Origin of the sequence: Saccharothrix sp. ALI-22-I (genome assembly GCF_001984175.1) — a bacterium.
In the GTDB taxonomy this organism is placed as follows: domain Bacteria; phylum Actinomycetota; class Actinomycetes; order Mycobacteriales; family Pseudonocardiaceae; genus Actinosynnema.
In genome coordinates, this window is record NZ_MTQP01000063.1 from 139604 (window position 1) to 159873 (window position 20270).

Consider the following 20270-nt stretch of genomic DNA (forward strand, 5'->3'; position numbering starts at 1 on the left):
GGAATCCCCCAGGTCAGGAGACTGCCGAGTCAAATCCACCCGGTTTCCCGGTTACTACGGGGAACCGGGCACCCCGTGTTGCCTACATACCGACCGGTCGGTACCCTCGCGGCGTGGACGAACGGCGCATCGACGCGGTGGTGCTGGACTGGGGTGGCGTGCTCACGGTCTCCGTGCCCGCCTTCATCGAGGACTGGCTGACTTCGGAGAACATCGACCGGGACCGCTACGGCGCGACCATGCGGAACTGGATGGGACGACAGGCCGCCCCGGACAACCCGGTGTCCCGACTGGAGACCGGCGAGCTGACGCCCGCGGAGTTCGAGGCGCTGCTGGCCGCCGAACTGGCCACCCTCGACGGGCGGGAGGTGGCGTCGAAAGGCCTGCTGCGCCGCATGTTCGGCAGCGCCCACCCGGACCCGAAGATGGTCGACCTGGTCCGCGAACTGCGCGCCGACGGCCTGCGGACCGTGCTGCTGTCCAACAGCTGGGGCGAGGGCTACCCCGAGGACCTGCTGCTGGAGCTGTTCGACACCATCGTGATCAGCGGCCGGATCGGGCTGCGCAAGCCGGACCCGCGCATCTTCCACCACACTCTGGACCTCATCGGGCTGCCCGCCCACCGCTGCGTGTTCTTCGACGACGCGCCGGTCAACGTCGAAGCGGCGCAGGCGGTCGGCCTGCACGCCCACCGGCACACCGACGCCGACAGCACGCGCGCCGTGATCGCCCAGCTCAGGGGAGCCGCCGCATGACCGGACTACCGGGCCTGGACCTCGACCGGCTCGCCGCCCACCTCAAGACGGGTCCGCTGACCGGCGAACTGATCCCCGGCGGCCGCTCCAACCTGACCTACCGGGTCACCGACGGCACGCATCGTTGGGTGCTGCGCCGCCCGCCGCTGGGCCACGTGCTGGCCACCGCGCACGACATGTCCCGCGAACACCGGGTGATCAAAGCCCTCGCCGACACCGCCGTGCCGGTGCCGAAGGTCGAGCTGCTGTGCGAGGACACCGACGTCATCGGCGCGCCGTTCTACCTGATGGAAGAGATGCCCGGCGCGGCGCTGCGGCACCGCGACCAGTGCCCGTGGCTGACCCCGGACAAGGCGCGGACCCTGTCGCAACGGCTGGTCGACGTGCTCGCCGACCTGCACGCGGTCGACCCGAAGGCGGTCGGCCTCGGCGACTTCGGCCGACCGGACGGCTTCCTCAAACGCCAGGTCGCCCGCTGGGGCAAACAACTGGACGCCTCGCGCAGCCGTGAACTGCCGGGCATCGACGAGCTGCGCGACCGGCTCGCCGACACCGTGCCGGACTCCGCCCGCGCCACGATCGTGCACGGCGACTACCGGCTGGACAACGTCCTGGTCACCGAGGACCCGCTGGACATCAGCGCGGTCCTGGACTGGGAGATGGCCACCCTCGGCGACCCGCTCGCCGACCTCGGTCTGCTGTGCGTGTACTGGAACGGCATCGGCGCGCAGGACGACCCGATCACCGGCACCGTGCCCACGCTGCCCGGGTTCGCCGGCACCGACGAGATGGTGCGCCGCTACGCCGAGCGCAGCGGCGCCGACACCGGCGGCCTGGCCTGGTACACGGCGTTCGCCTACTTCAAGCTCGCCGTGATCCTCGAAGGCATCCACTTCCGCTTCACCCGCGGCCAGACCGTGGGAGCGGGGTTCGACCAGATCGGCCAACTCACCCTGCCGTTGGTCCGGCAGGGACTCGCCGCGACCTCAGGGGAGCACTGATGGACTTCGCCTACGACGCCAAGACCGAGGAACTGCGCACCACGCTGCTGCGGTTCATGGACGAGTTCGTCTACCCCGCCGAACCGGTCGCCGAGCAGCAGCTGCACGACGCCGAGGACCCGTGGGCCCGGCCGCCGGTGCTGGAGGAGCTGAAGGCCGAAGCCCGGCGCCAGGGTCTGTGGAACCTGTTCCTGCCCGACCCCGAGCACGGCGGCGGCCTGACGAACCTCCAGTACGCGCCGCTGGCCGAGATCACCGGCCGCAGCCCGCACCTGGCGCCCGAAGCGCTCAACTGCGCCGCGCCGGACACCGGGAACATGGAGGTGCTGGCGATGTTCGGCACCGAGCAGCAGAAGAAGCAGTGGCTGGCGCCGCTGCTGGACGGCGAGATCCGGTCCGCGTTCTGCATGACCGAGCCGGACGTCGCGTCCTCCGATGCCACCAACATCGCCACCCGCATCGAACGCGACGGCGACGAGTACGTGGTCAACGGCCGCAAGTGGTGGTCGTCGGGCGCGATGAACCCGAACTGCGCGATCTTCATCGTGATGGGCAAGACCAACCCGGACGCCGAACGGCACCAGCAGCAGGCGATGATCCTGGTGCCCCGCGACACGCCGGGCGTGCACGTCAAGCGCGGCATGCACGTGTTCGGCTACACCGACGCCTCCCACGGCGGCCACGCCGAGATCGTGTTCGACAACGTGCGCGTGCCCGCCGACAACCTCATCGCCGGTGAGGGCGAGGGTTTCGCGATCGCCCAGGCCCGCCTGGGCCCCGGCCGCATCCACCACTGCATGCGCCTGATCGGCATCGCCGAGCGCGCGCTGGAACTGATGTGCCGCCGTGCGATCGGACGGGTCGCGTTCGGCCGGCCCATCGCCCGCCAGGGCGTGGTGCAGGAGTGGATCGCCGAGTCGCGCGTGCGCATCGAGCAGGCCAGGCTGCTCGTGCTCAAGACCGCGTGGCTGATGGACACCGTCGGCAACAAGGGCGCGCACACCGAGATCCAGGCCATCAAGATCGGCACCCCGATCATGGCGGAATGGGTGCTGGACAAGGCGATCCAGGCACACGGCGCTGGCGGCGTGAGCCAGGACTTCCCGCTGGCCGAGCTGTGGGCGGCGGCCCGCACCCTGCGCCTGGCCGACGGCCCGGACGAGGTCCACCGGATGTCGCTGGCCAAGAGGGAGCTCAAGCGGTACCTGTAACCGGGGACGACTCGGATCGGCCTGCGCCCCCCCCACGGTGGGCGCAGGCCGGATACCGATCATGAAAGGCCGGCATTACGGCGGTTGTGGCCCGTTCTACTGGACCGCGTCGATGGCCAGATGCCAAGGGTAGGCGGCCATGACACGGTTCCCTTGCCTCGGTGGATGTGGTTGGAAGCCGTCCTCTCCGAACAGCACTCTCACGCCCGAGGAACGCAAGACGTCGAAGCTGCGGTGAAGGACGGCGTTGGCCGCAAGTGCCGTGTTCACGAACGGTAGGACTGCGATCGGTACACCCAGGCCGGTCAGCTCTGCGAGCTGTGAAAGCACGTAGGTGTCCGCGATGCCCGCCGCCCACTTGTTGATCGTGTTGTAGGTGGCCGGTGCGACGATCACGGCGTCGGCGCGTGGCAGCGCTGGTTGCCCTTGTCCTTGGTAGCCGGTGCGGACGGGATGGCAGGTGAGCTGTTCCAGCTCGTCGAGGTCCAGGAAGTGCTCTACTGCGGCGGGTGTGGCTACGCAGTACACCGACCAGCCCGCATCGTGGGCCAGCTTGATCGCGACGTCGATGTGGCTGGCGGGTCCGGCGCCGCAGATCATCAGGTAGAGCACTCGTTCCGTCATGCGGGTACTCCGGCTCGTTCTGCCATCTGCCGGACCAGTCGGCCCGGCTCTCCGTTGGTGTTGGTCAGCAGCATCCGCAGCAGGCCGTGGGCCAGAGGTCGGGAGCGGACCTCTTGCGGGGCGGTGCGTTCGGCCTGGGCGAGGGTTCGCGCGGCTTCCGGGAACTTGCCGCAGCGGGCGTTCGCCTCGGTCAGGTCGAGCAGGTGGTTGGCGCGGCGTTCCGGCGGGAGTGTGTTGAGGGCACTCAGGGGGATGGTCGCGGCGAAGCGGAGGGCGGCTTCGGCCTCGCAGAGGCGAACGAGGGCGGCGACGCGGTGGATGGCGACGTTGGCGAGGCCGAAATAGGTGTGGTGGGTTTCGTAGTGGCCGACCATGCGCTCCGCAGCTTGGTTGGCTTCCTCGTGCATGGCCAGGGCCAGTGCGGCATCTTCCTGCTCGGCCGCGGTGATGGAGGCAGCCAGGTAGAGCATCCCGTGGAGGGAGAGCAGACTGCTCCGGTGTTTGGGCACCTCGGGACGCATCCGGTCCGACATGCCCAGGAGGGTGTCGACCGCCTCGGCGCGTTGGCGGGCGGCGGTCATGGCGCGGGCGACACTGCGGGTGGCTCGGGCCAGTGACCAGGTGTCGTCGATGGCCAGGGCTGTGTGCATGGCTCGGTCTGCTGCCAGCCAGGCGATGTCGTGGCTCTCGAACTTGAGCAGCATCGACGATGCCAGGCGGTAGGTGGTGATGAGTACGCGGTAGGCGTCGACCAGCTCGGAGGGTGGCGTGGTCAGTGCGGCGTGCTGTGCCGCTTCCAGCAGTTTCGGCAGGTGCTGGGCGACGGTGGTGAAGTGGGATGCCGTCCAGGCGTGGTCGATGTAGTCGGCCTGGCGCGCGAGCTGGGTGAGACTGGCCGGCTTGGACGTCTGGTCGGCGAGTCCGGGGTACCTGCCGAGTGCTGCCCGGATGGCGCTGACCTCGGCGGCGTCCACGCGGTCGAGGGCTCGGGCGGCGGCCGGTGCGTCGGTGAGCACGCTGGGGTCGACGGCCAGCGCTTCGGCGACCACCTCGATGGTCGGTATGCGAACCAGGTTGCGTTCGCCCGACTCGACCTTGTCCAGCCAGGAGGTCGAGCGGCCGATCATGTCGGCGAACTGCTTGCGGCCGAGGTTGCGGCGTAGGCGCCAGTAGCGGACGCGCTTGCCGATCTCGTCGGGTGTGTCCGGCATGCGACCCCCTCGGCTTCGTCCGAGCTGTTGAGCGTTGAAGCCAGGGTAGCTGGCGGGTTGTCACACATTTTGTACAACTCGTGACGCTCAGTCCTGCCTAGCTTTGACCACCGGTACTTGCGTTCGAGTGCCGTTCATCGGTGGACGGATGACAGGTGGTGAGCAGGCGTGGTGACGCCTCGAACAGGGGACGGGATTGCTTGGCGGGAAGGCCGGTGTTGCAGGCGATGACCAAGGACGAGTTGCTGTTCAACACCTGGCTCACCAGCGTCAACAGCCGCCTCGGGCGCTACATCGTTCGTCTGATGGACGAGAGCGTTCACGTCGCTCCTACCATGATCCCCGGGCCGAATGGGGAGCCGAAGTACACCGTCGACCTGGCCGAAGTAGAAGCCGAGTTGGCTGCCGACCTCAACGAATTGGCTCAGGCCATCGCCATGAAGGCCGCAGGACAGCCGTACCTCTTGCAGGTCGGGGAGGACTCGGTCGGTTCGCCGGTCCGGCCTCTTCGACTGTCCCGCCAAGTCGTGGAGGCGCTCAGTGCCGTCCCCGTCGAAGTCGGGACGCACGACTCCGACGCGTCATGACCAAGCAGAAGCAAGCTGCGGTGCCCCACACCGTCCGACTGCGTTCGAGCCTGTTCACCAAGGCAACCAAGCTCGCGGGCTTTCGCTCGGACTACGCCCTGGCCAAGGCGATGGGTATCAACCGCTCCACCATCTCCCGCGTGGTGAGCGGCGAGATTCAGCCCGGCCCTGCGTTCATCGCCGGAGCGTTGATCGCGTTCGCGCCGATGCAGTTCGAGGATCTCTTCGAGGTCGCACCGGCAACCACCACATCCTCGTCACCCACTCCGGAAACTCCCACCAGAGAGGCAATGTAGTGCCCATCAGCACGTCGGACATCCAGCCGTCCAGTCATATGCAGGCGGCGTTGGAGTACGCCGCCCTGCTGCTGGGCGACGGGCTGGCCGACCTCATCAACAGCCTCCGGAGGACTGACGCGTGAGCAAACCGGCACAGGTCGAGTCGGGCTACGACACCGACGAGGAGTTCACCGAGTTCATCGGGGAGCTGGCGAGGGAGGGTGCACCGCAGCCGTTCGCCATCGTCGAGGAGTACGGCGAACGCGATTACGCCAGGGTTGCCGGGTACGGCTTGGCCTATGACGACCGCGCCGACGTCAACTCGGTCGAAGGAGACTTCCGCCTCGTGTCGGACAGCGTGGAACGTGCCTTGATGACCTTCGAGATCAGCACAGGAGATGCCGAGGTTCGACAGCTACACGTGGTCTGGCTGAACGGCTCATCGTTTACTGATCAAGTGGAGTAGACCGATAGTGCGGAGCGCCGGTCTTGCTCCGGCGCTCCGCGCAGTTCAGCCTAGGAGGCGGTGCGGCGGGAGGCGGAGTTCTACGGAGAGCTGGTCCGGGCGGGTGCTGCCCTGGTGCTGGGGCACGGCGGCGAGCAGGGTGCGCGTGTAGTCGTGCCGCGGTGCGAGCAGCACCTGTTCGACCGTGCCCTGCTCGACCAGCTCGCCCTGGTACATCACCGCCACCCGGTCGGCGATCGTCCACGCCAGACCGAGGTCGTGGGTGATGACCAGCGCGGCCAGGTCCAGTTCGCGGCGCAGTCGCAGCAGCAGCGCGAGGATCTCGCCGCGTACCGACGCGTCCAGCGACGCCACCGGCTCGTCGGCGATCAGCAGCCGCGGACCCAGCGCCAGCGCGCCGGCGATCACGACGCGTTGGCGTTGCCCGCCGGACAGTTCGTGCGGCAGGGACGGGAAGAACCGTTCCGGTGGTCGCAGCTCGGCGTGGGACAGCGCCTCGGCGACCTGGGTGGGTTCGTCGCCTGCGATGCGGTGGATGCGCAGGCCCTCGGCGACGGCCTCGTACACCGAGTGGCGTGGGTTGAGCGCGCTCGTCGGGTCCTGCAGCACCAGTTGCACCTGGCGGCGGTAGGCGCGCAGGCCGGATGCCGAGCGGGGGAGTTCGGCGCCTTCGAACAGCACCCGGCCGGCGGTGGGGCGTTGCAGGCCGAGCAGGGTGCGGGCGAGGGTGGTTTTGCCCGAACCGGACTGGCCGACCAGGGCGACGATCTCGCCCGCCCGCACCTCCAGGTCCACGCCGGCCACGGCGGTCGTCGTGCCGTAGTCCACGCGTACGCCCTCGGCGCGCAGCAACACCGGACCGGTCGAAGTGTCGGAAGCGGTGACGTGTCGGGACGCCGGGTCACCGACGGTCGGGAACGCCGCCGCCAACGTCTGGGTGTGCGGGTGGGTCGGCGCGGCGATCACCTGCCGTGCCGGGCCCTCCTCCACGATCTGGCCGTGCTGCATCACGGCCAGGCGGTCGCAGGTGGAGGCCAGCACGGACAGGTCGTGGCTGATCATCACCAACCCGATGTCGCGTTCGGACACCAGCCGCTTGAGCAGGTCCAGCACCTGCGCCTGCACCACCACGTCCAGCGCCGTGGTCGGCTCGTCCGCGATGACCAGCCGCGGCTCGCACGCCAACGCCATCGCGATCATCACCCGTTGCTTCTGCCCACCGGACAGTTCGTGCGGGTAGGCGCGGGCCGTGCGCGCGGGGAGTTCGACCTGGTCCAGCAGCGCCGATACCGAAGACGACACCGAGGACGACGACGCCGAGCCGGTCACGCCGTGCAGTCGCATCGGCTCGGCGATCTGCTCGCCCACCCGGTGCACTGGGTTCAACGCGTGCATCGCGCCCTGGAACACCACCGACGCCGCCGCCCACCGCACCGCGCGCAGCCGGCCCCACGACATGCCCCGCACGTCCTCGCCGTCGAGCAGCACCTGCCCTTCGACGCGGGCGTCGCGCGGCAGCAGCCGCAGCACCGACATGGCCACGGTCGACTTGCCGCACCCCGACTCCCCCGCCAACCCCAGCGTCTCCCCGGCCTCCAGACCGAGCGAGACCGACCGCACGGCCGTCACCTCGCCGCGCGCGCCCCGGTAGTGCACGCTCAGGTCCCGCAGCTCCAACAGGTTCACCGCTCCCCCTTCAGCCGCGGGTTGAGCACCGTCTCCAGCGCCCGCCCGCACAGCGTGAACGCCAGCACCACGCACACCACACCCAGTCCCGGCGGCACCAGGAACCACCACGCCCGCTGCGACACCGCGCCGTGCACGTTCGCCGCGTGCAGCAGCGACCCCCACGACACCCGCGTCGGATCGCCCAATCCCAGGAACGACAGCGTCGACTCCAGCACGATCGCGCTGGCCACCGTCAACGTCGTGTTCACGAACACCAGCGGCAGCACCGCGGGCAGCACGTGCCGGCCGATCACGTGCCCGTGCCCGCCGCCCAGGGCCTGGGCACGCTCGATGAACGGCCGCGCCTCCACCGCCAGCGTCTGCGCCCGCACCAGCCGCGCCGTCGCGGGCCACGCCGTCACGCCGATCGCCAGCACGATCGTGCCCAGACCGCGCGGCAGCACGGTCGACAGCGCGATCGCCAGCACCATCGACGGCAGCACCAGGAAGAAGTCGGTGAACCGCATCAGCACCGCCGACGCCCACCCGCCGAAGTGCGCCGCCGCGATCCCGACGACGGTACCGATCAGCACCGACAACACCGTGGCCGCGAGCCCCACGACCAGCGAGACCCGGGTGCCCCACCAGGTCAGCAGCAGCACCGAACGCCCGTTGTGGTCGGTCCCCAGCCAGTACTCCGCCGACGGCGGCTGCCACGGCCGGGCCGTCGCCCGCGTCACGTCCAGCCCCGACACGTCGGTCACCAGCGGCGCCAGCAGCGCCAGCAGCGTGATCACGGCCAACCCGATCAGCCCGGCCAGCCCGCCGCGCCGGGCGGCGAACTCCCGCCACGTCGCCCGCGCCGCCGCCCGGCGCCGCTGCCACACGATCGCCGTCACGACGCACGCACCCTCGGGTCCAGGACCCGGTACAGCAGGTCCGCGAACACGTTCATGCTGATCACCGCGCCCGACAGCAGCACGAACGTGCCCTGCAACAGCGGCAGGTCCGGACCGGTCAGCGCCTCGTAGGTGAGCAGCCCCAACCCGGGCCAGGAGAACACCGTCTCCACCGTGATCGCGCCCGACACCACCAGCCCCAGGTGCAGGAACACCAGCGTCACGGTCGGCAGCAGCGCGTTGGGCACCGCGTGCCGACGCCGCACCAGGTCGTCGCGCAACCCCTTGGCGCGCGCCGTGGTCAGGTAGTCCGCGTGCATCTCCTCCAGCAGCGAGGACCGCATCACCAGCAGGTACTGCGCGTAGACCACCGCGATGAGGGTCAGGCACGGCAGCACCATGTGGTGGGCCACGTCCAGCGCCTGGGACAGGAAGTCCGGCGGCGTGTCGGGGTAGCGCATGCCGCCGCTGGGGAACAGGTTCCCGGTCGCCAGCGACAGCAGCATGCCCAGCCAGAACGTGGGCATCGCCCACTGCGCCAGCGCCAGCCCGGTGGAGATCCGGTCCGACCGCGATCCGCGCCGCCACGCGCCCCGGATGCCCAGCCACAGCCCGAGCGCGACGGCCAGCACGGTCGAGGTGCCCACCAGCAGCACCGTCGGCCACAGCCGTTCGCCGATCAGCTCCGCCACCGGTCGGTTGTAGACGTGGGACGTGCCCAGGTCGCCGCGCAGGACCGCGGTCAGGTAGTCCACGAACTGCTCCGGCAGCGGCTTGTCCACGCCCAGCCGCACGCGCAGCTCGGCGAGCTGGTCGCCGGTCACCGGCCGGCCCCTGGTCATGGCCACCACCGGGTCGCCGGGGATCACCCGGAACAGCACGAACCCCAGCGCCACCACGAACAGCAGGCTGACCAGCGCGCCGCCGAGCTTGCCGGCCAGGTGCCGGATCACTCGCGTTCCTCCGCGCGCAGACCACGCCGACGCCCCATCAGCCACGCGCCGCCGACGAGCACGACCAGTGCGCCGCCGACCACACCCACCACCGTGCCGGTGTTCGACCCGGTCGGCTGCGCGGCCGCCGCGACCGGCGTCGCGCCGTAGTACCCCCACACGCCGTTCTGGGCCATGATCACGCCGCCGGGGTCGGGCTGCACCGGGAACGAGGCGAACTTGTCGCTGCGGTAGGCCTCCAGCGCGTTGTCGTAGCCCAGGACCACCGCCGGGACCTGGTCGTAGAACCGCTGCTGCATCCGCTGGACCAGCTCCTGCCGCTTGGCCGGGTCGAACTCCGCGCGCTGCTGCGCGTAGAGGGCGTCGTACTCGGCGTCGCAGAAGAAGGTGTCGGTGGTGCCGCCCTTGCCGTCGGCGTTGGGCCGCTGCCCGCAGGTGTGCAGGGACAGGATGAAGTCCGGGTCGGGGTTGGTGCCCCAGCCGGAGAACTGCAGGTCGAACATGCCGCCGGTGCCTGCCTCGTTGAGCTGGTTGTCGGAGACGATCTGCACGTCCACCACGATGCCGAGGTCGGCCAGCGACCGCTTGACGAACTCGCCCGCCTGCTCGTCGTAGGCACGGCTGGCGTGCCCGAGCAGCCGCAGTTCCATCCGCCTGCCCTCCGGCGAGACGCGGATGCCGTCGGCGCCGCGCGCGTACCCGGCCCGGTCGAGGTCGGTGTTCGCGGCGGCCGGGTCGTAGGGGTGCGGCTGCGCGGGGGTGAGGTGGAAGGCGGTGAACACCGGCGGGATGGGGCCGGTGCCGCGCTGGGCGTAGCCGCCGTTGACCTTCTCGATGATCGCGTCGAGGTCCAGCGACTTGGCGATCGCCCGGCGCACCACGACGTCCTTGAGCGCGGGGTGCCCGTCGCCGATCGGCTCGCCGGTGCGGGTCGCCGCACCGGAGTTGATCACGATCTCGTTGAAGCGGCGGCCCTGCGCCTGGTTGCGGGTGATGCCGGGCTTGTCCCGCAGCGAGTCGAACTGCGCCGGGCCCATCCGGTTGACCAGGTCGACCTCGCCCTTGTTCAACGCCTGCACCGCGGCGTCCACGGTCTTGTAGTAGGTGAAGGTCAGCTCGTCGTACTTCGGCGCGCCGCGCCAGTAGTCCTTGTTCGCTTTGAGCCGGATGAACTCGTTGGCCCGGTACTCGGTGAGCACGAACGGCCCGCTGCCCACCACGGGTGTCCGGTCGTTGGTGTACGCGCCGATGTCGGTGACCTGCGACCACACGTGCTCGGGCACGATCGGCACGTCCAGCGCGAGCATGGTGGCCTGCGGCTGCCTGGTCTTGATCACCAGCGTGCGGTCGTCGGTCGCGGTGACGGACTCGAAGTCGGCGGTGAAGCTGCCGTTGGCCGTGGCGGCGACCTCGTCGCGCATCATCAGCTCGTAGGTGAACGCCGCGTCCTTGGCGGTGATCGGCCGCCCGTCGGACCACTTCTTGCCCTCGGGCACGTGGAAGGTCCACGTCAGCCGGTCGGGGGAGGTCTCCCACGTGTCGGCCAGGCCCTCCACCGGGCGCTGGTCGGTGACGTCGTAGGCGCTCAGGTAGTCGTACATCAGCCGGCCGACCTCGGTGCCCGCCTGGAAGACCGACAGGAACGGGTTGAGCGAGTCGACCTGCTGGGTGATCGCCACCCGCAGTGCCACCGTCTGCTGCGCGGGTGCAGGTGTCGGCGTCAGCAGTACCACCGATGCCATCGCCGCCGTGACCGCACCGAACCGTCTGATACCCACAGTGACCGCCTCCTTCCCCTGAGTGGAAGTCAAGAAATAACCACTACGGTGACGTGCGCGTCAAGAATCGACAATCACTCGGTACGGTAACGTCATGCGGATCTTGATCTCGGCGGACATGGAAGGCGCGACGGGGGTCACCTGGACCGCCGACGTCGTCCCGCAGACCGAGCAGTGGCAGCGGTTCCGCCGGCTGTTCACCGGTGACGTCAACGCCTGCGTCGCCGGCGCCCACGCCGGCGGCGCGACCGACCTGCTGGTCAACGAGGCCCACTCGTCGCAGCGCAACCTCCTGCTGGAGGACCTGGACCCCCGGGCCCGGCTGCTCACCGGACGGCACAAACCGTTGTCGATGATGCAGGGCATCGACTCCGGCGTGGACGGCGTGGTGTTCCTCGGCTACCACGCCGGCGCCGGCCAGGAGGGCGTCCTCGCGCACACCTACCTGGAGAACTCCATCACCGGTGTGTGGCTGGACGGCGTCCCCGCGAGCGAAGGCAGGCTCAACGCCGCCCTGGCCGCCGAGCACGGCGTCCCCGTGCTGCTGGTCACCGGCGACGACAAGGCCTGCGACGACGCCCGCGACTACGCGCCCGACGCGCAACTCGTCGTCGTGAAGGAGTGCGTCAGCCGCTACGCCGCGGTCTGCTCACCGCCCGCCGTCACCTCCGAACTGATCGCCTCCGCCGCCGAAACCGCCATGAACCGGGCCGGTCGCGTGCCTGCCGAAGTCGCCGAACACCGGGTCGAAGTCGAGTTCGACGCCACCCACCTGGCCGCCGCCGCGGCGGTGGTCCCTACGGTGGTGCAGATCGGAGCACGCCGGGTCGGGTTCGACGCCGCATCCATGACCCTGGCGATGCAGGCGTTCAAGGTCGTCACCGCCATCGCGGCGGGCGCGGTGGAGGGCATTTATGGCTGAGGACGTCGTCGATCTGTGCGCCGCGCTGCTGCGGTTCGACACCACCAACCACGGCGGCGGCAAGTCCGCCGGCGAACGGGAGGCCGCCGAGTTCGTCGCCGCGCACCTGGACGCCGTCGGCGTGCCGGCCACCGTGCTCGAACCCGCGCCACGCCGCGGCAACGTGCTGGCCCGCGTGCCCGGCACCGAACCGGACCTGCCCGCGCTGCTGGTGCAGGCCCACCTGGACGTGGTGCCCGCCGACCCCGCCGAGTGGAGCGTGCCGCCGTTCGCCGGGATCGAACGCGACGGCTACCTGTGGGGCCGCGGCGCGGTCGACATGAAGGACATGGTCGCCATGGTGCTCGCCGTGCTGGGCGCCTGGTCGCGCGAGGGACGACGACCGCGCCGCGACATCGTGCTCGCGTTCGTCGCCGACGAGGAGGACCGCGGCGAGTTCGGCGCGCACTGGCTGGTCGACCACCACGCGGACTTCTTCGCCGGCTGCACCACCGCGATCAGCGAGTCCGGCGGCTACTCCTACCCCGTCGGCGACCACCGCATCTACCCCATCGGCACCGCCGAACGCGGCACCAGCCACCTGCGGCTCACCGCCACCGGACGTGCCGGACACGGATCGCGGCGCAACGACGACAACGCCGTGGTCAAGCTGCTCGGCGCACTGGCCCGCATCGCCGCCATCCCGCACCCCGTGCGGCTCACCCCCACCGCGCGGGCGTTCATCGAACAGGTCGGCGCGGCCCTCGACGTCCCGGTCGACCTGGCCGACGTCGACGGCACCGTGGCCCGCCTCGGCCCCGCCGCGCGACTGGTCGAGAACACCGTCCGCAACAGCACCACCCCCACCGTGCTCAAGGCCGGGTACAAGGTCAACGTGATCCCCGGCAGCGCCTCCGCCGAGATCGACGTGCGCACCCTGCCCGGCACCGTGGACGAACTCATGGCCTCGATCGACATCGCGCTGGGCGCGGACGTGCGGCGCGAGTTCATCGCCGACGAACCGCCCGTGCAGGCGCCGATCGACTCGCCGTGGTTCGACGCGATGGCCGCGGCGCTGCGCGCGGAGGACCCCGACGCCGTGGTCGTGCCGTACTGCATGGGCGGCGGCACCGACGCCAAGGCGTTCAGCCGGCTGGGCATCGACTGCTACGGCTTCTCGCCGCTGGCCCTGCCACCTGGCTACGACTACCGCGCCATGCCGCACGGCGTGGACGAACGCGTGCCGGTGGAAGGCCTGCGCTTCGGCGCCCGCGTGCTCGACCGGTTCATGTCGTCGTGAACCCGAAGCCGCGGACGTCCGCTACAGATGGGGGTCGGTGATCTCGCGCAGCCGGATCAGCGCGTCGTGCATCGCCGCCATCCGCCGTCGACCCAGGTGCGCGGTCCACTCCCGCTGCACCTGGGCGACCGCGGCCAGGCCGACCGGGATCGCCCGCTGCCCGCGCTCGGCGATCCGGACCAGCCTGGCCCGCGCGTCGGTCGGATCCCGGGTGCGCTCCACGTAACCGGCGCGTTCCAGCTGGTCGACCAGAAAACCGGCGGTCTGCTTGGTGATCCGCGCGGCCTCCGCCAGCTCGGTCAACCGCGACCCGTCATGGCCGATCCACTGGAACACCCGCGCCTGCGCGGGCGTCACGTCGTCGAAACCCGCCTCCGCCAGGGCGGCGAACACCCGGTTCTCCAGTTCGCGGAGCGGGACGTACAGCAGCATGCCGAGGTCGTCGGGCACATCACTCCTTGACGTTCGGTCAGGAGTCGATCACCCTATCGTGAACTCAGTCGAAGCGGATGTGCTTCACCGATGTCCACGTCCGCCGCAGCCTTCCGCGCAGCGGCCCATCGGTGTTCGGCACCAGGGCGAGCCCCGCCGACGCGGCGATGCGGTCGGCGACCTGGGCCACCGTGATGTGATCGGTCCACACGTGCTCGGCGAACTCCGGCTCACGCAGCCGTTCCAGGCAGTGGTCCAACGCCTTCAACGCGGCGCTTTCCCACCGCAGCGGCGCGTCCTTGCCCATCACGACCCGCGCGGCGTGCCCGAAACCGCGTTCCCGCAGCCGCCGCACCACCGTCTCCCGCCGCGCCATCAACGCGAAGTGCCGCACGTCGTGCCCGCGGTCCCGCAACCGGCCGACGATCTCCCGGAAGTAGGCGGGCTCCACCACCGTCATCGGCACCACGATCACCCCGTCGTACCCGGTCAGCGCCCCGTCCAGCACGTCGAACACGCTCTGCCGCCACGCCGCCAGGTCCTGGAAGTCGGTGCGCAGCGCGGGCGGCGTCATCCGGCGCAGCGCGAACCCCACGTGCTCGGGATCGCTGAGGAAACTGCCCGGCAGCCGCCGCCGGATCTCGTGCGCGGTCTGCGTCTTGCCGCCACCGAACGGCCCGTTGATCCACAAAAGCACGCCACCGACCCTACGGGCGTCCCACCACGCGGGACAGTTCGTCCGGCAGTTCCCGCATTCCGACAACGGGCAGGAACAACTCCCTTCGCCGGACGGTCGCCCCACCCGGCCCCGACGCCCTAGCGTTCTCCATCGTGACGAACAGCAGGATCGCCCCCTGGGCCTCCCCGCAGGCGCAGCGCAGGCTCGCCGAGGTCGAAGCCGCCGTCTCCACCGACCTGACCGCCGCCGGTGTCGCGGGCACCGTCCGCAAGGCCCTCGAAGCACACGCCGCCCAGGTCGACGACGACGGGATCGTGCTCTACGCGGGCACCAACGTGCTCAGCCCCGCCGCCGCGGCGGCCCTGTCCGGCACCGTGTCCAGCCGGCCGAGCATGGGCTGGCCCGGCGAGAAGTACCAGGTGGGCCTGGACCACCTGGACACCCTCGAAGTGCTCGCGCCGATGCTCGTCGCCTCCCTCATGGAAGGCCGGTTCGCCGAAGTCAGGCTGCAGAGCGCGACCCTGGCCAACCTCGCCGTCTACACCGCGTTCGCCCGCGCCGGCGACAAGATCGCGGTACTGCCCGAGTTCGCCGGCGGCCACGCCAGCCACCACGCCCAGGGCGTGCCCGCGATCCGCGGCCTCACCGTGGTCGACCTGCCCTACCTGCCCGACGAACTCGACATCGACTACGCCAGACTGCCCGGGTTCCTGCGCGTGCACCGGCCGCGGATCGTGGTGATCGGCGCCAGCCTGATGCTGTTCCCGCACAACGTCGCCGCGGTGCGTGCGGCGGCCGACGAGGTCGGCGCCATCCTCGTCTACGACGCCTCCCACATGGCCGGACTCGTCGCCGGCCGCGTGTTCCAACGGCCCCTGCACGAGGGCGCGCACCTGATGACGTTCTCCACCTACAAGTCCTTCGGCGGCCCCTCCGGCGGCTGCATCGTCACCCGCGACCCCGACCTGGCCGAACGCGTCTCCACCGTCGCCTACCCCGGCATGCTCGCCAACTACGACGCCGGACGGCTCGGCGCACTCGCCGTCACCGCCGCCGAACTCGCCGAACACGGCCCCGAATACGCGCGGGCGTGCGTGGCCAACGCCCAGGCCCTGGGCACGGCGCTGGCCGACAACGGCTTCGACGTCGCCCGCCACGACGGCGTGTTCACCCACTCCCACCACCTGGCCGTCGACGCCCTCGGCATCGGCGGCGGCGACGCGGCCGCCGTGCTGCTGGGCGAGGCCGGTATCTACCTGAGCGGCATCGGCCTGCCGTGGCAGCGCATCGACGAAGGCCTGCGCGGCCTGCGTATCGGCACCCAGGAGATCACCCGCCGAGGCTTCACCCCCGCGCACCAACCCGCCATCGCCGACCTCATGCGCCGTGCCCTGATCGACCGCGAACCACCCGAACGGGTCCGAACCGACGCCATCGCCCTGCGCCGTTCGGTCAACGAGACCACCCGCTGAGCGCCATCGCGGACCGTGGCTGTCCGCAATGGCGGTTAGCTTGATCGTGACCGAGAAACTGACCACGCGGGCGTTGAACCGGGCCACCCTGCACCGGCAGTTGCTGCTGCAGCGGGTGGACCGGTCCGCGTGCGACGTGGTGGAACACCTGGTCGGGATGCAGGCGCAGGAGCCGTTCTCGCCCTACTACGGCCTGTGGTCGCGGATCCGGTCGTTCGAGGCCGACGAACTGGCCGCGCTGCTGCTCGACCGACGGGTGGTCCGGGCGTCACTGCACCGCGCCACCATCCACCTGGTCACCGACGCCGACCACGGACGGATCGAACCGCTGCTGCGGCCGTTCCTGCACCGCCGCTTCGCCTCCTCGCCGTTCGGGTTCGTGACGGACGGGCTCGACGTGGACGCGTTCACCGAAGCCGTCACGGCATTGGTCGAAGAGAAACCACGCACCCGCCGGGAACTCAGCGACCTGCTCGGCCCACGCTGGCCGGACCGCGACGCCACCGCCCTCGGCTACGCGGCGAGCTACCTGGTGCCATCCGTGCAGGTGCCGCCGCGCGCGGTGTGGGGGAGGTCCGGACCCGCGGCGTGGACGACCGCCTCCGCCTGGCTCGGCGCCACCGGACCCGCGACGTCGATCGAGCAGTTCGTCCGCCGCTACCTGGCCGCGTTCGGCCCGGCCTCGGTGAAGGACGTGCAGACGTGGGCGGGCATGACCCGCCTCAAATCCGTGGTCGAGGCGATGGACCTGCGCGTCTTCACCGACGACCGCGGGCGGACGCTGTACGACGTGCCGGACGGGCCGCTGCCCGACCCCGACACGCCCGCCCCGGCGCGGTTCCTGCCCGAGTTCGACAACCTCCTCCTGGGCCACGACGACCGCACCCGCGTGATCTCCGACGAGGACTACCGGCGCGGGATCATCATCGGCGGCAAGCCGACACTGCTGGTCGACGGCTTCGTGCACGGCATCTGGAAGATCACCGACGACGGGCTGGACGTCGAGGTGTTCCGGCCGTTGACCCGTGCTCAGAAGGCCGACGTGGAGGCCGAAGGGGCACGGTTGTTGCGGTTCGCGGGCGTGACCGGGGACGTGCGGCTCTAGATTTGGACGATCGTCCAGTACGATCGTCCAATGACGGTTCGCCAACGGCTGCTGCACGCGGCCACGGAACTCATCGCGGAGAAGGGCTGGGGCGCGGTCAGCACCCGGATGCTCGCCGACCGCGCCGGCGTCGGCTCCGGCGTCGTGCACTACCACTTCGACTCCACACAGGCGGTGCTCGTGCAGGCCGCGGTCGGCGCGCTGCGGTCCGCCGTGGACGGCCTCGCCGAGGTGCTGGAGGCGTCGTCCACCCCGGACGATGTGCTGACCCGGCTGCTGGAGGCACTGGACGGGCACGGCGGGCAGGAGCTGTTCACCGAGACGTTCCTCGCCGCCACCCGCAACGACGAACTGCGGCAGGCCGTCGGCGAGGTGCTGGTGGAGTTCCGCCGCACCCTCGCCGCGTGGCTGGAGTCGCGGGACGTGCCGACGCCGGTGCAGACCGCCGCGGTGCTGGCGGCGGCGGTGGACGGCGTGCTGCTGCACCGCGCGCTCTCGCCGGACCTGTCCGCGGACGTCGTCGTGCCGGTGCTGGGACGGGTGCTGCGGTGAAGGTCGTGATCAGCGGCGCGGGGATCGCCGGACTCGCGCTGGCGCACCGGCTGGGGACACTCGGGCACGAGGTCGTCGTGGTGGAGCGGGCCGGTGGGCCGCGCACCTCCGGCTACATGATCGACTTCTTCGGGCCCGGCTACGACGCCGCCGAGCGGATGGGCGTGCTGCCGCGGCTGCGGGAGCTGGGGTACCGGGTGCGGGAGGCCGCCTACGTCGACTCCCGCGGGCGCCGGGTGGCCGGGCTGCGGTTCGACCGGCTCGCGCGGGCGGTGGACGGGCGGCTGTTGAGCATCATGCGGCCGGACGTCGAGCGCGCGTTCCGCGAAGACCTGCCCGCCGGGGTGACGCTGAGGTTCGGTGCGGGCGTGGTGGGTGTCGACGCCGGTGATTCGGGGGTGAGTGCCCGGTTGGCGGACGGGTCGACGGTGTCCGGCGACCTGCTGGTCGGCGCGGACGGCGTGCACTCGGCCGTGCGGCGACTGGTGTTCGGCGACGGGCACGTGCGCCACCTCGGGTTCCACACGGCGGCCTTCACGTTCGACGACCCGGAGATCCACGCGCTGGTCGCCGGGCGGTTCTGCATCACCGACACCGTCGGCCGCCAGGTCGGGTTCTACGGGTTGCGCGACGGGCGGGTGGCGGCGTTCACCGTGCACCGGACGACGTCACCGGACCTGCCCGCCGATCCGCGGGCGGCCGTGGTGCAGGCGTACGGGTCGCTGGGGTGGGTCGTGCCGCGGGCGTTGGCCCTGTGCCCGGCGGAGATCTACTACGACCAGGTCGCGCAGGTGGAGTTGCCGCGCTGGTCGGCTGGGCGGGTGGTGCTGGTGGGTGACGCGTGCGGCGCGGTGTCGTTGTTGGCGGGACAGGGTGCGTCGCTCGGGATCGGCGGCGCGTACGTGCTGGCCGAGCACCTGGACGATCCGGCCGCGTACGAACGCGTGTGGCGGCCGGTCGTGGTGGAGAAGCAGCGGGTGGCGCGGTCGGGGGCGCGGTGGTTCCTGCCCGCGTCGCCGTGGCGGCTGCGGGCGCGGCGGGTGGCGATGAGGTTGTCGCGTCTGCCGGGCGTGGACCGGGTGGTGGCGACGAGCCTGGTGGGCAAGCCGGTCACGATCAGCTGAATCGGGTCACCGAGCGCCCCGCTCGGCGCGGAGGGCGTCGAGTTCGGCCTGCAGGCGGTCGAGTTGGCTTTCCGCGCGTTCGGCGCGGACCAGCGTCTGGGCGCGGGCTTCCTCCAGGGCGTCGAGGCGTTCGCGGGCGGCGCGTTCGGCCTGGTCGAGTTGGGTGCGGTGGGTGTCGCGCTGCTCGGTGAGCTCGGCGCGGGCCCGGTCCAGTTCGGTGCGGGCGTCCTGGGCGGATTGTTCGGCGCGTTCGGCTTTGATCCGGGCCTCGTTCGCGGCGTCCGCTTCGGCGCGGGCATCGGCACGGGCCTGCTCGACGCTCGCCTTCGCTTCGGCGCGGGCCTGGTCGATGCGGGTTCGCGCGTCCGCTTGGGCCCGGTCCACTTGTGCCTGGGCTTCCGCCTTGGCCTGCTCGGCGAGGGCATGCGCGTCGTGGCGGGCCTGGTCGATCTGGGCTTGGGCATCGGCCCGGACCAGGTCGACCTCCTTCACCGCCTGCCGGCGGGCCTGTTCGGCGTGGGTGACCGCGTCGGCTTTGGCCTGCTCGATCTGTGCCTGCGCGTCACGCCGGATCTCGTCCACGGCGGCGGCGGCTTCGACGCGGATGGCGGCGATCTCACTCTCGGCGCGTTCGACCGCCGCGTCGGCTTCGGCCCGTGCGGCGTCGCGCTGTTCGTAGGCGGCTTCCGCGTCCCGTTCGGCTTGTTCGGCGGCGCGCACCGCGTCCTCGGTGGTCTCCTCGGCGGCCTGCCGTGCCTGTTCGGCGTCACGCCGCCGCCGTTCCGCCTTCGCGACCGCGGCCTCCGCCTCGGCGACCCGCCGCGCGGCCTCCGCCTCGACCGCCTGCACCTGGCTCTCCGCCACGCTCGGATCGGCGATAGCGGACAACTCCGCCACCGCCCCGGTCAACGTGGTCGACATCTGCTCGGCCAGCACCCGGAACCGCTCCAACAACTCCTCGGCCCTGATCTTGCCCGCAGTGATCCCCTGCGGGCCTTTCGTCACGGTGACGACCTCCTGCTCCGTCTCCACACCCTGCGCCAACCGCTGCCGCTCCCGCCAAGCCCGCCACCTGGTGTGTTCCGGCAAGTCGCAGTACTCGGCGGGCCGCCCCGGCCCGGTCCCCCGGAACACCGGTCGCGTGCAGCCGGGGTAGTTGCAGGTCAGCGCGGCGGTGTCGGTCGTCGTCACGGCAATATCGTAGCATCGTTCCGTCACTACAAACGTTATTTGGCGCAACGTAACGCTATTGAGTGAGAATGGGGTGACTTCCG

Annotated in this window: 22 protein-coding genes; 13 read left to right on the forward strand and 9 right to left on the reverse strand. The window is 70.8% G+C overall.

Features of this window, described 5'->3' with window-relative positions:
* The first annotated feature begins 113 nt into the window (after positions 1-113).
* The 3 genes from ALI22I_RS24075 to ALI22I_RS24085 are packed head-to-tail and all read left to right on the forward strand — an operon-like array spanning position 114 to position 2967.
* Positions 114-755: an HAD family hydrolase gene (locus tag ALI22I_RS24075; protein ID WP_077007807.1), complete on the forward strand. Its 642-nt coding sequence runs from the start codon at positions 114-116 to the stop codon at positions 753-755.
* Entirely contained in the window at positions 752-1756 is a 1005-nt protein-coding gene (locus tag ALI22I_RS24080) for a phosphotransferase family protein (protein WP_077007808.1), read from the forward strand. The genes ALI22I_RS24075 and ALI22I_RS24080 overlap by 4 nt, the downstream gene beginning before the upstream one ends.
* Positions 1756-2967 carry an acyl-CoA dehydrogenase family protein gene (locus tag ALI22I_RS24085; RefSeq protein WP_077007809.1) on the forward strand — a complete coding sequence of 404 codons (1212 nt, stop codon included), beginning with the start codon at positions 1756-1758 and terminating at the stop codon, positions 2965-2967. Before ALI22I_RS24080 ends, ALI22I_RS24085 begins: the two co-directional genes overlap by 1 nt.
* Before the next feature lie 96 nt (positions 2968-3063).
* On the opposite strand, the gene ALI22I_RS24090 is transcribed toward ALI22I_RS24085, so the two are convergent.
* Positions 3064-3579 (reverse strand): flavoprotein, encoded by a 516-nt coding sequence (locus tag ALI22I_RS24090; RefSeq protein WP_238598536.1) that lies wholly within the window; start codon positions 3577-3579, stop codon positions 3064-3066.
* A gap of 8 nt (positions 3580-3587) precedes the next feature.
* The gene (locus ALI22I_RS24095; RefSeq protein ID WP_077007811.1) at positions 3588-4802 is read right to left on the reverse strand and encodes a helix-turn-helix domain-containing protein; all 1215 of its coding nucleotides are present in this window, start codon (positions 4800-4802) and stop codon (positions 3588-3590) included.
* Positions 4803-5029: 227 nt separating this feature from the next.
* Between ALI22I_RS24095 and ALI22I_RS47905 the strand changes: the two genes are divergently transcribed.
* Genes ALI22I_RS47905 through ALI22I_RS24110 form a run of 4 tightly spaced genes read left to right on the forward strand, consistent with a single transcriptional unit; the run spans position 5030 to position 6133 of the window.
* On the forward strand, positions 5030-5389 hold the full coding sequence (locus ALI22I_RS47905; RefSeq protein WP_179118337.1) for a hypothetical protein: 360 nt from the start codon (positions 5030-5032) through the stop codon (positions 5387-5389).
* Positions 5386-5685 (forward strand): helix-turn-helix domain-containing protein, encoded by a 300-nt coding sequence (locus ALI22I_RS24105; RefSeq protein ID WP_077007813.1) that lies wholly within the window; start codon positions 5386-5388, stop codon positions 5683-5685. Before ALI22I_RS47905 ends, ALI22I_RS24105 begins: the two co-directional genes overlap by 4 nt.
* The gene (locus ALI22I_RS54775) at positions 5685-5810 is read left to right on the forward strand and encodes a hypothetical protein (RefSeq protein ID WP_274522997.1); all 126 of its coding nucleotides are present in this window, start codon (positions 5685-5687) and stop codon (positions 5808-5810) included. The genes ALI22I_RS24105 and ALI22I_RS54775 overlap by 1 nt, the downstream gene beginning before the upstream one ends.
* The gene (locus ALI22I_RS24110; RefSeq protein WP_077007814.1) at positions 5807-6133 is read left to right on the forward strand and encodes a hypothetical protein; all 327 of its coding nucleotides are present in this window, start codon (positions 5807-5809) and stop codon (positions 6131-6133) included. Before ALI22I_RS54775 ends, ALI22I_RS24110 begins: the two co-directional genes overlap by 4 nt.
* Before the next feature lie 45 nt (positions 6134-6178).
* Here the strand turns inward: ALI22I_RS24110 and ALI22I_RS24115 are convergent, their stop codons facing one another.
* Genes ALI22I_RS24115 through ALI22I_RS24130 form a run of 4 tightly spaced genes read right to left on the reverse strand, consistent with a single transcriptional unit; the run spans position 6179 to position 11395 of the window.
* Positions 6179-7819, reverse strand: coding sequence for a dipeptide ABC transporter ATP-binding protein (locus tag ALI22I_RS24115; protein ID WP_077007815.1), 1641 nt, complete (start codon positions 7817-7819; stop codon positions 6179-6181).
* Positions 7816-8700: an ABC transporter permease gene (locus ALI22I_RS24120; RefSeq protein WP_077007816.1), complete on the reverse strand. Its 885-nt coding sequence runs from the start codon at positions 8698-8700 to the stop codon at positions 7816-7818. The genes ALI22I_RS24115 and ALI22I_RS24120 overlap by 4 nt, the downstream gene beginning before the upstream one ends.
* Complete coding sequence (locus tag ALI22I_RS24125) at positions 8697-9698, reverse strand: ABC transporter permease (protein ID WP_077007817.1); 1002 nt, start codon at positions 9696-9698, stop codon at positions 8697-8699. The genes ALI22I_RS24120 and ALI22I_RS24125 overlap by 4 nt, the downstream gene beginning before the upstream one ends.
* Positions 9650-11395 carry an ABC transporter substrate-binding protein gene (locus tag ALI22I_RS24130; RefSeq protein ID WP_077007965.1) on the reverse strand — a complete coding sequence of 582 codons (1746 nt, stop codon included), beginning with the start codon at positions 11393-11395 and terminating at the stop codon, positions 9650-9652. The genes ALI22I_RS24125 and ALI22I_RS24130 overlap by 49 nt, the downstream gene beginning before the upstream one ends.
* Before the next feature lie 130 nt (positions 11396-11525).
* Here ALI22I_RS24130 and ALI22I_RS24135 point away from each other — a divergent pair, with 130 nt between their 5' ends.
* Together ALI22I_RS24135 and ALI22I_RS24140 are read left to right on the forward strand one after the other, a co-directional pair.
* Complete coding sequence (locus ALI22I_RS24135; protein ID WP_077007818.1) at positions 11526-12353, forward strand: M55 family metallopeptidase; 828 nt, start codon at positions 11526-11528, stop codon at positions 12351-12353.
* Positions 12346-13632 carry a M20/M25/M40 family metallo-hydrolase gene (locus ALI22I_RS24140; RefSeq protein ID WP_077007819.1) on the forward strand — a complete coding sequence of 429 codons (1287 nt, stop codon included), beginning with the start codon at positions 12346-12348 and terminating at the stop codon, positions 13630-13632. Before ALI22I_RS24135 ends, ALI22I_RS24140 begins: the two co-directional genes overlap by 8 nt.
* A gap of 21 nt (positions 13633-13653) precedes the next feature.
* Here ALI22I_RS24140 and ALI22I_RS24145 read toward each other — a convergent pair whose 3' ends face one another.
* Entirely contained in the window at positions 13654-14082 is a 429-nt protein-coding gene (locus ALI22I_RS24145; RefSeq protein WP_238598539.1) for a MarR family winged helix-turn-helix transcriptional regulator, read from the reverse strand.
* 46 nt (positions 14083-14128) lie between these two features.
* Complete coding sequence (locus ALI22I_RS24150) at positions 14129-14761, reverse strand: AAA family ATPase (protein WP_077007820.1); 633 nt, start codon at positions 14759-14761, stop codon at positions 14129-14131.
* 134 nt (positions 14762-14895) lie between these two features.
* Here ALI22I_RS24150 and glyA point away from each other — a divergent pair, with 134 nt between their 5' ends.
* From glyA to ALI22I_RS24170, 4 genes are read left to right on the forward strand one after another with little or no spacing between them, the layout of a single operon-like run.
* Positions 14896-16215: a serine hydroxymethyltransferase gene (gene glyA, locus ALI22I_RS24155; protein ID WP_077007821.1), complete on the forward strand. Its 1320-nt coding sequence runs from the start codon at positions 14896-14898 to the stop codon at positions 16213-16215.
* A gap of 46 nt (positions 16216-16261) precedes the next feature.
* A complete protein-coding gene (locus ALI22I_RS24160; RefSeq protein WP_338013509.1) occupies positions 16262-17320 on the forward strand; it encodes a winged helix DNA-binding domain-containing protein in 1059 nt (352 codons plus the stop codon).
* 30 nt (positions 17321-17350) lie between these two features.
* Positions 17351-17872, forward strand: a complete 522-nt coding sequence (locus tag ALI22I_RS24165) for a TetR/AcrR family transcriptional regulator (RefSeq protein WP_077007823.1) — start codon at positions 17351-17353, stop codon at positions 17870-17872.
* On the forward strand, positions 17869-18996 hold the full coding sequence (locus tag ALI22I_RS24170) for an FAD-dependent monooxygenase (RefSeq protein ID WP_077007824.1): 1128 nt from the start codon (positions 17869-17871) through the stop codon (positions 18994-18996). Before ALI22I_RS24165 ends, ALI22I_RS24170 begins: the two co-directional genes overlap by 4 nt.
* A 6-nt stretch (positions 18997-19002) precedes the next feature.
* Here ALI22I_RS24170 and ALI22I_RS51115 read toward each other — a convergent pair whose 3' ends face one another.
* On the reverse strand, positions 19003-20187 hold the full coding sequence (locus tag ALI22I_RS51115; protein WP_077007825.1) for a hypothetical protein: 1185 nt from the start codon (positions 20185-20187) through the stop codon (positions 19003-19005).
* Positions 20188-20270: the final 83 nt, after the last annotated feature.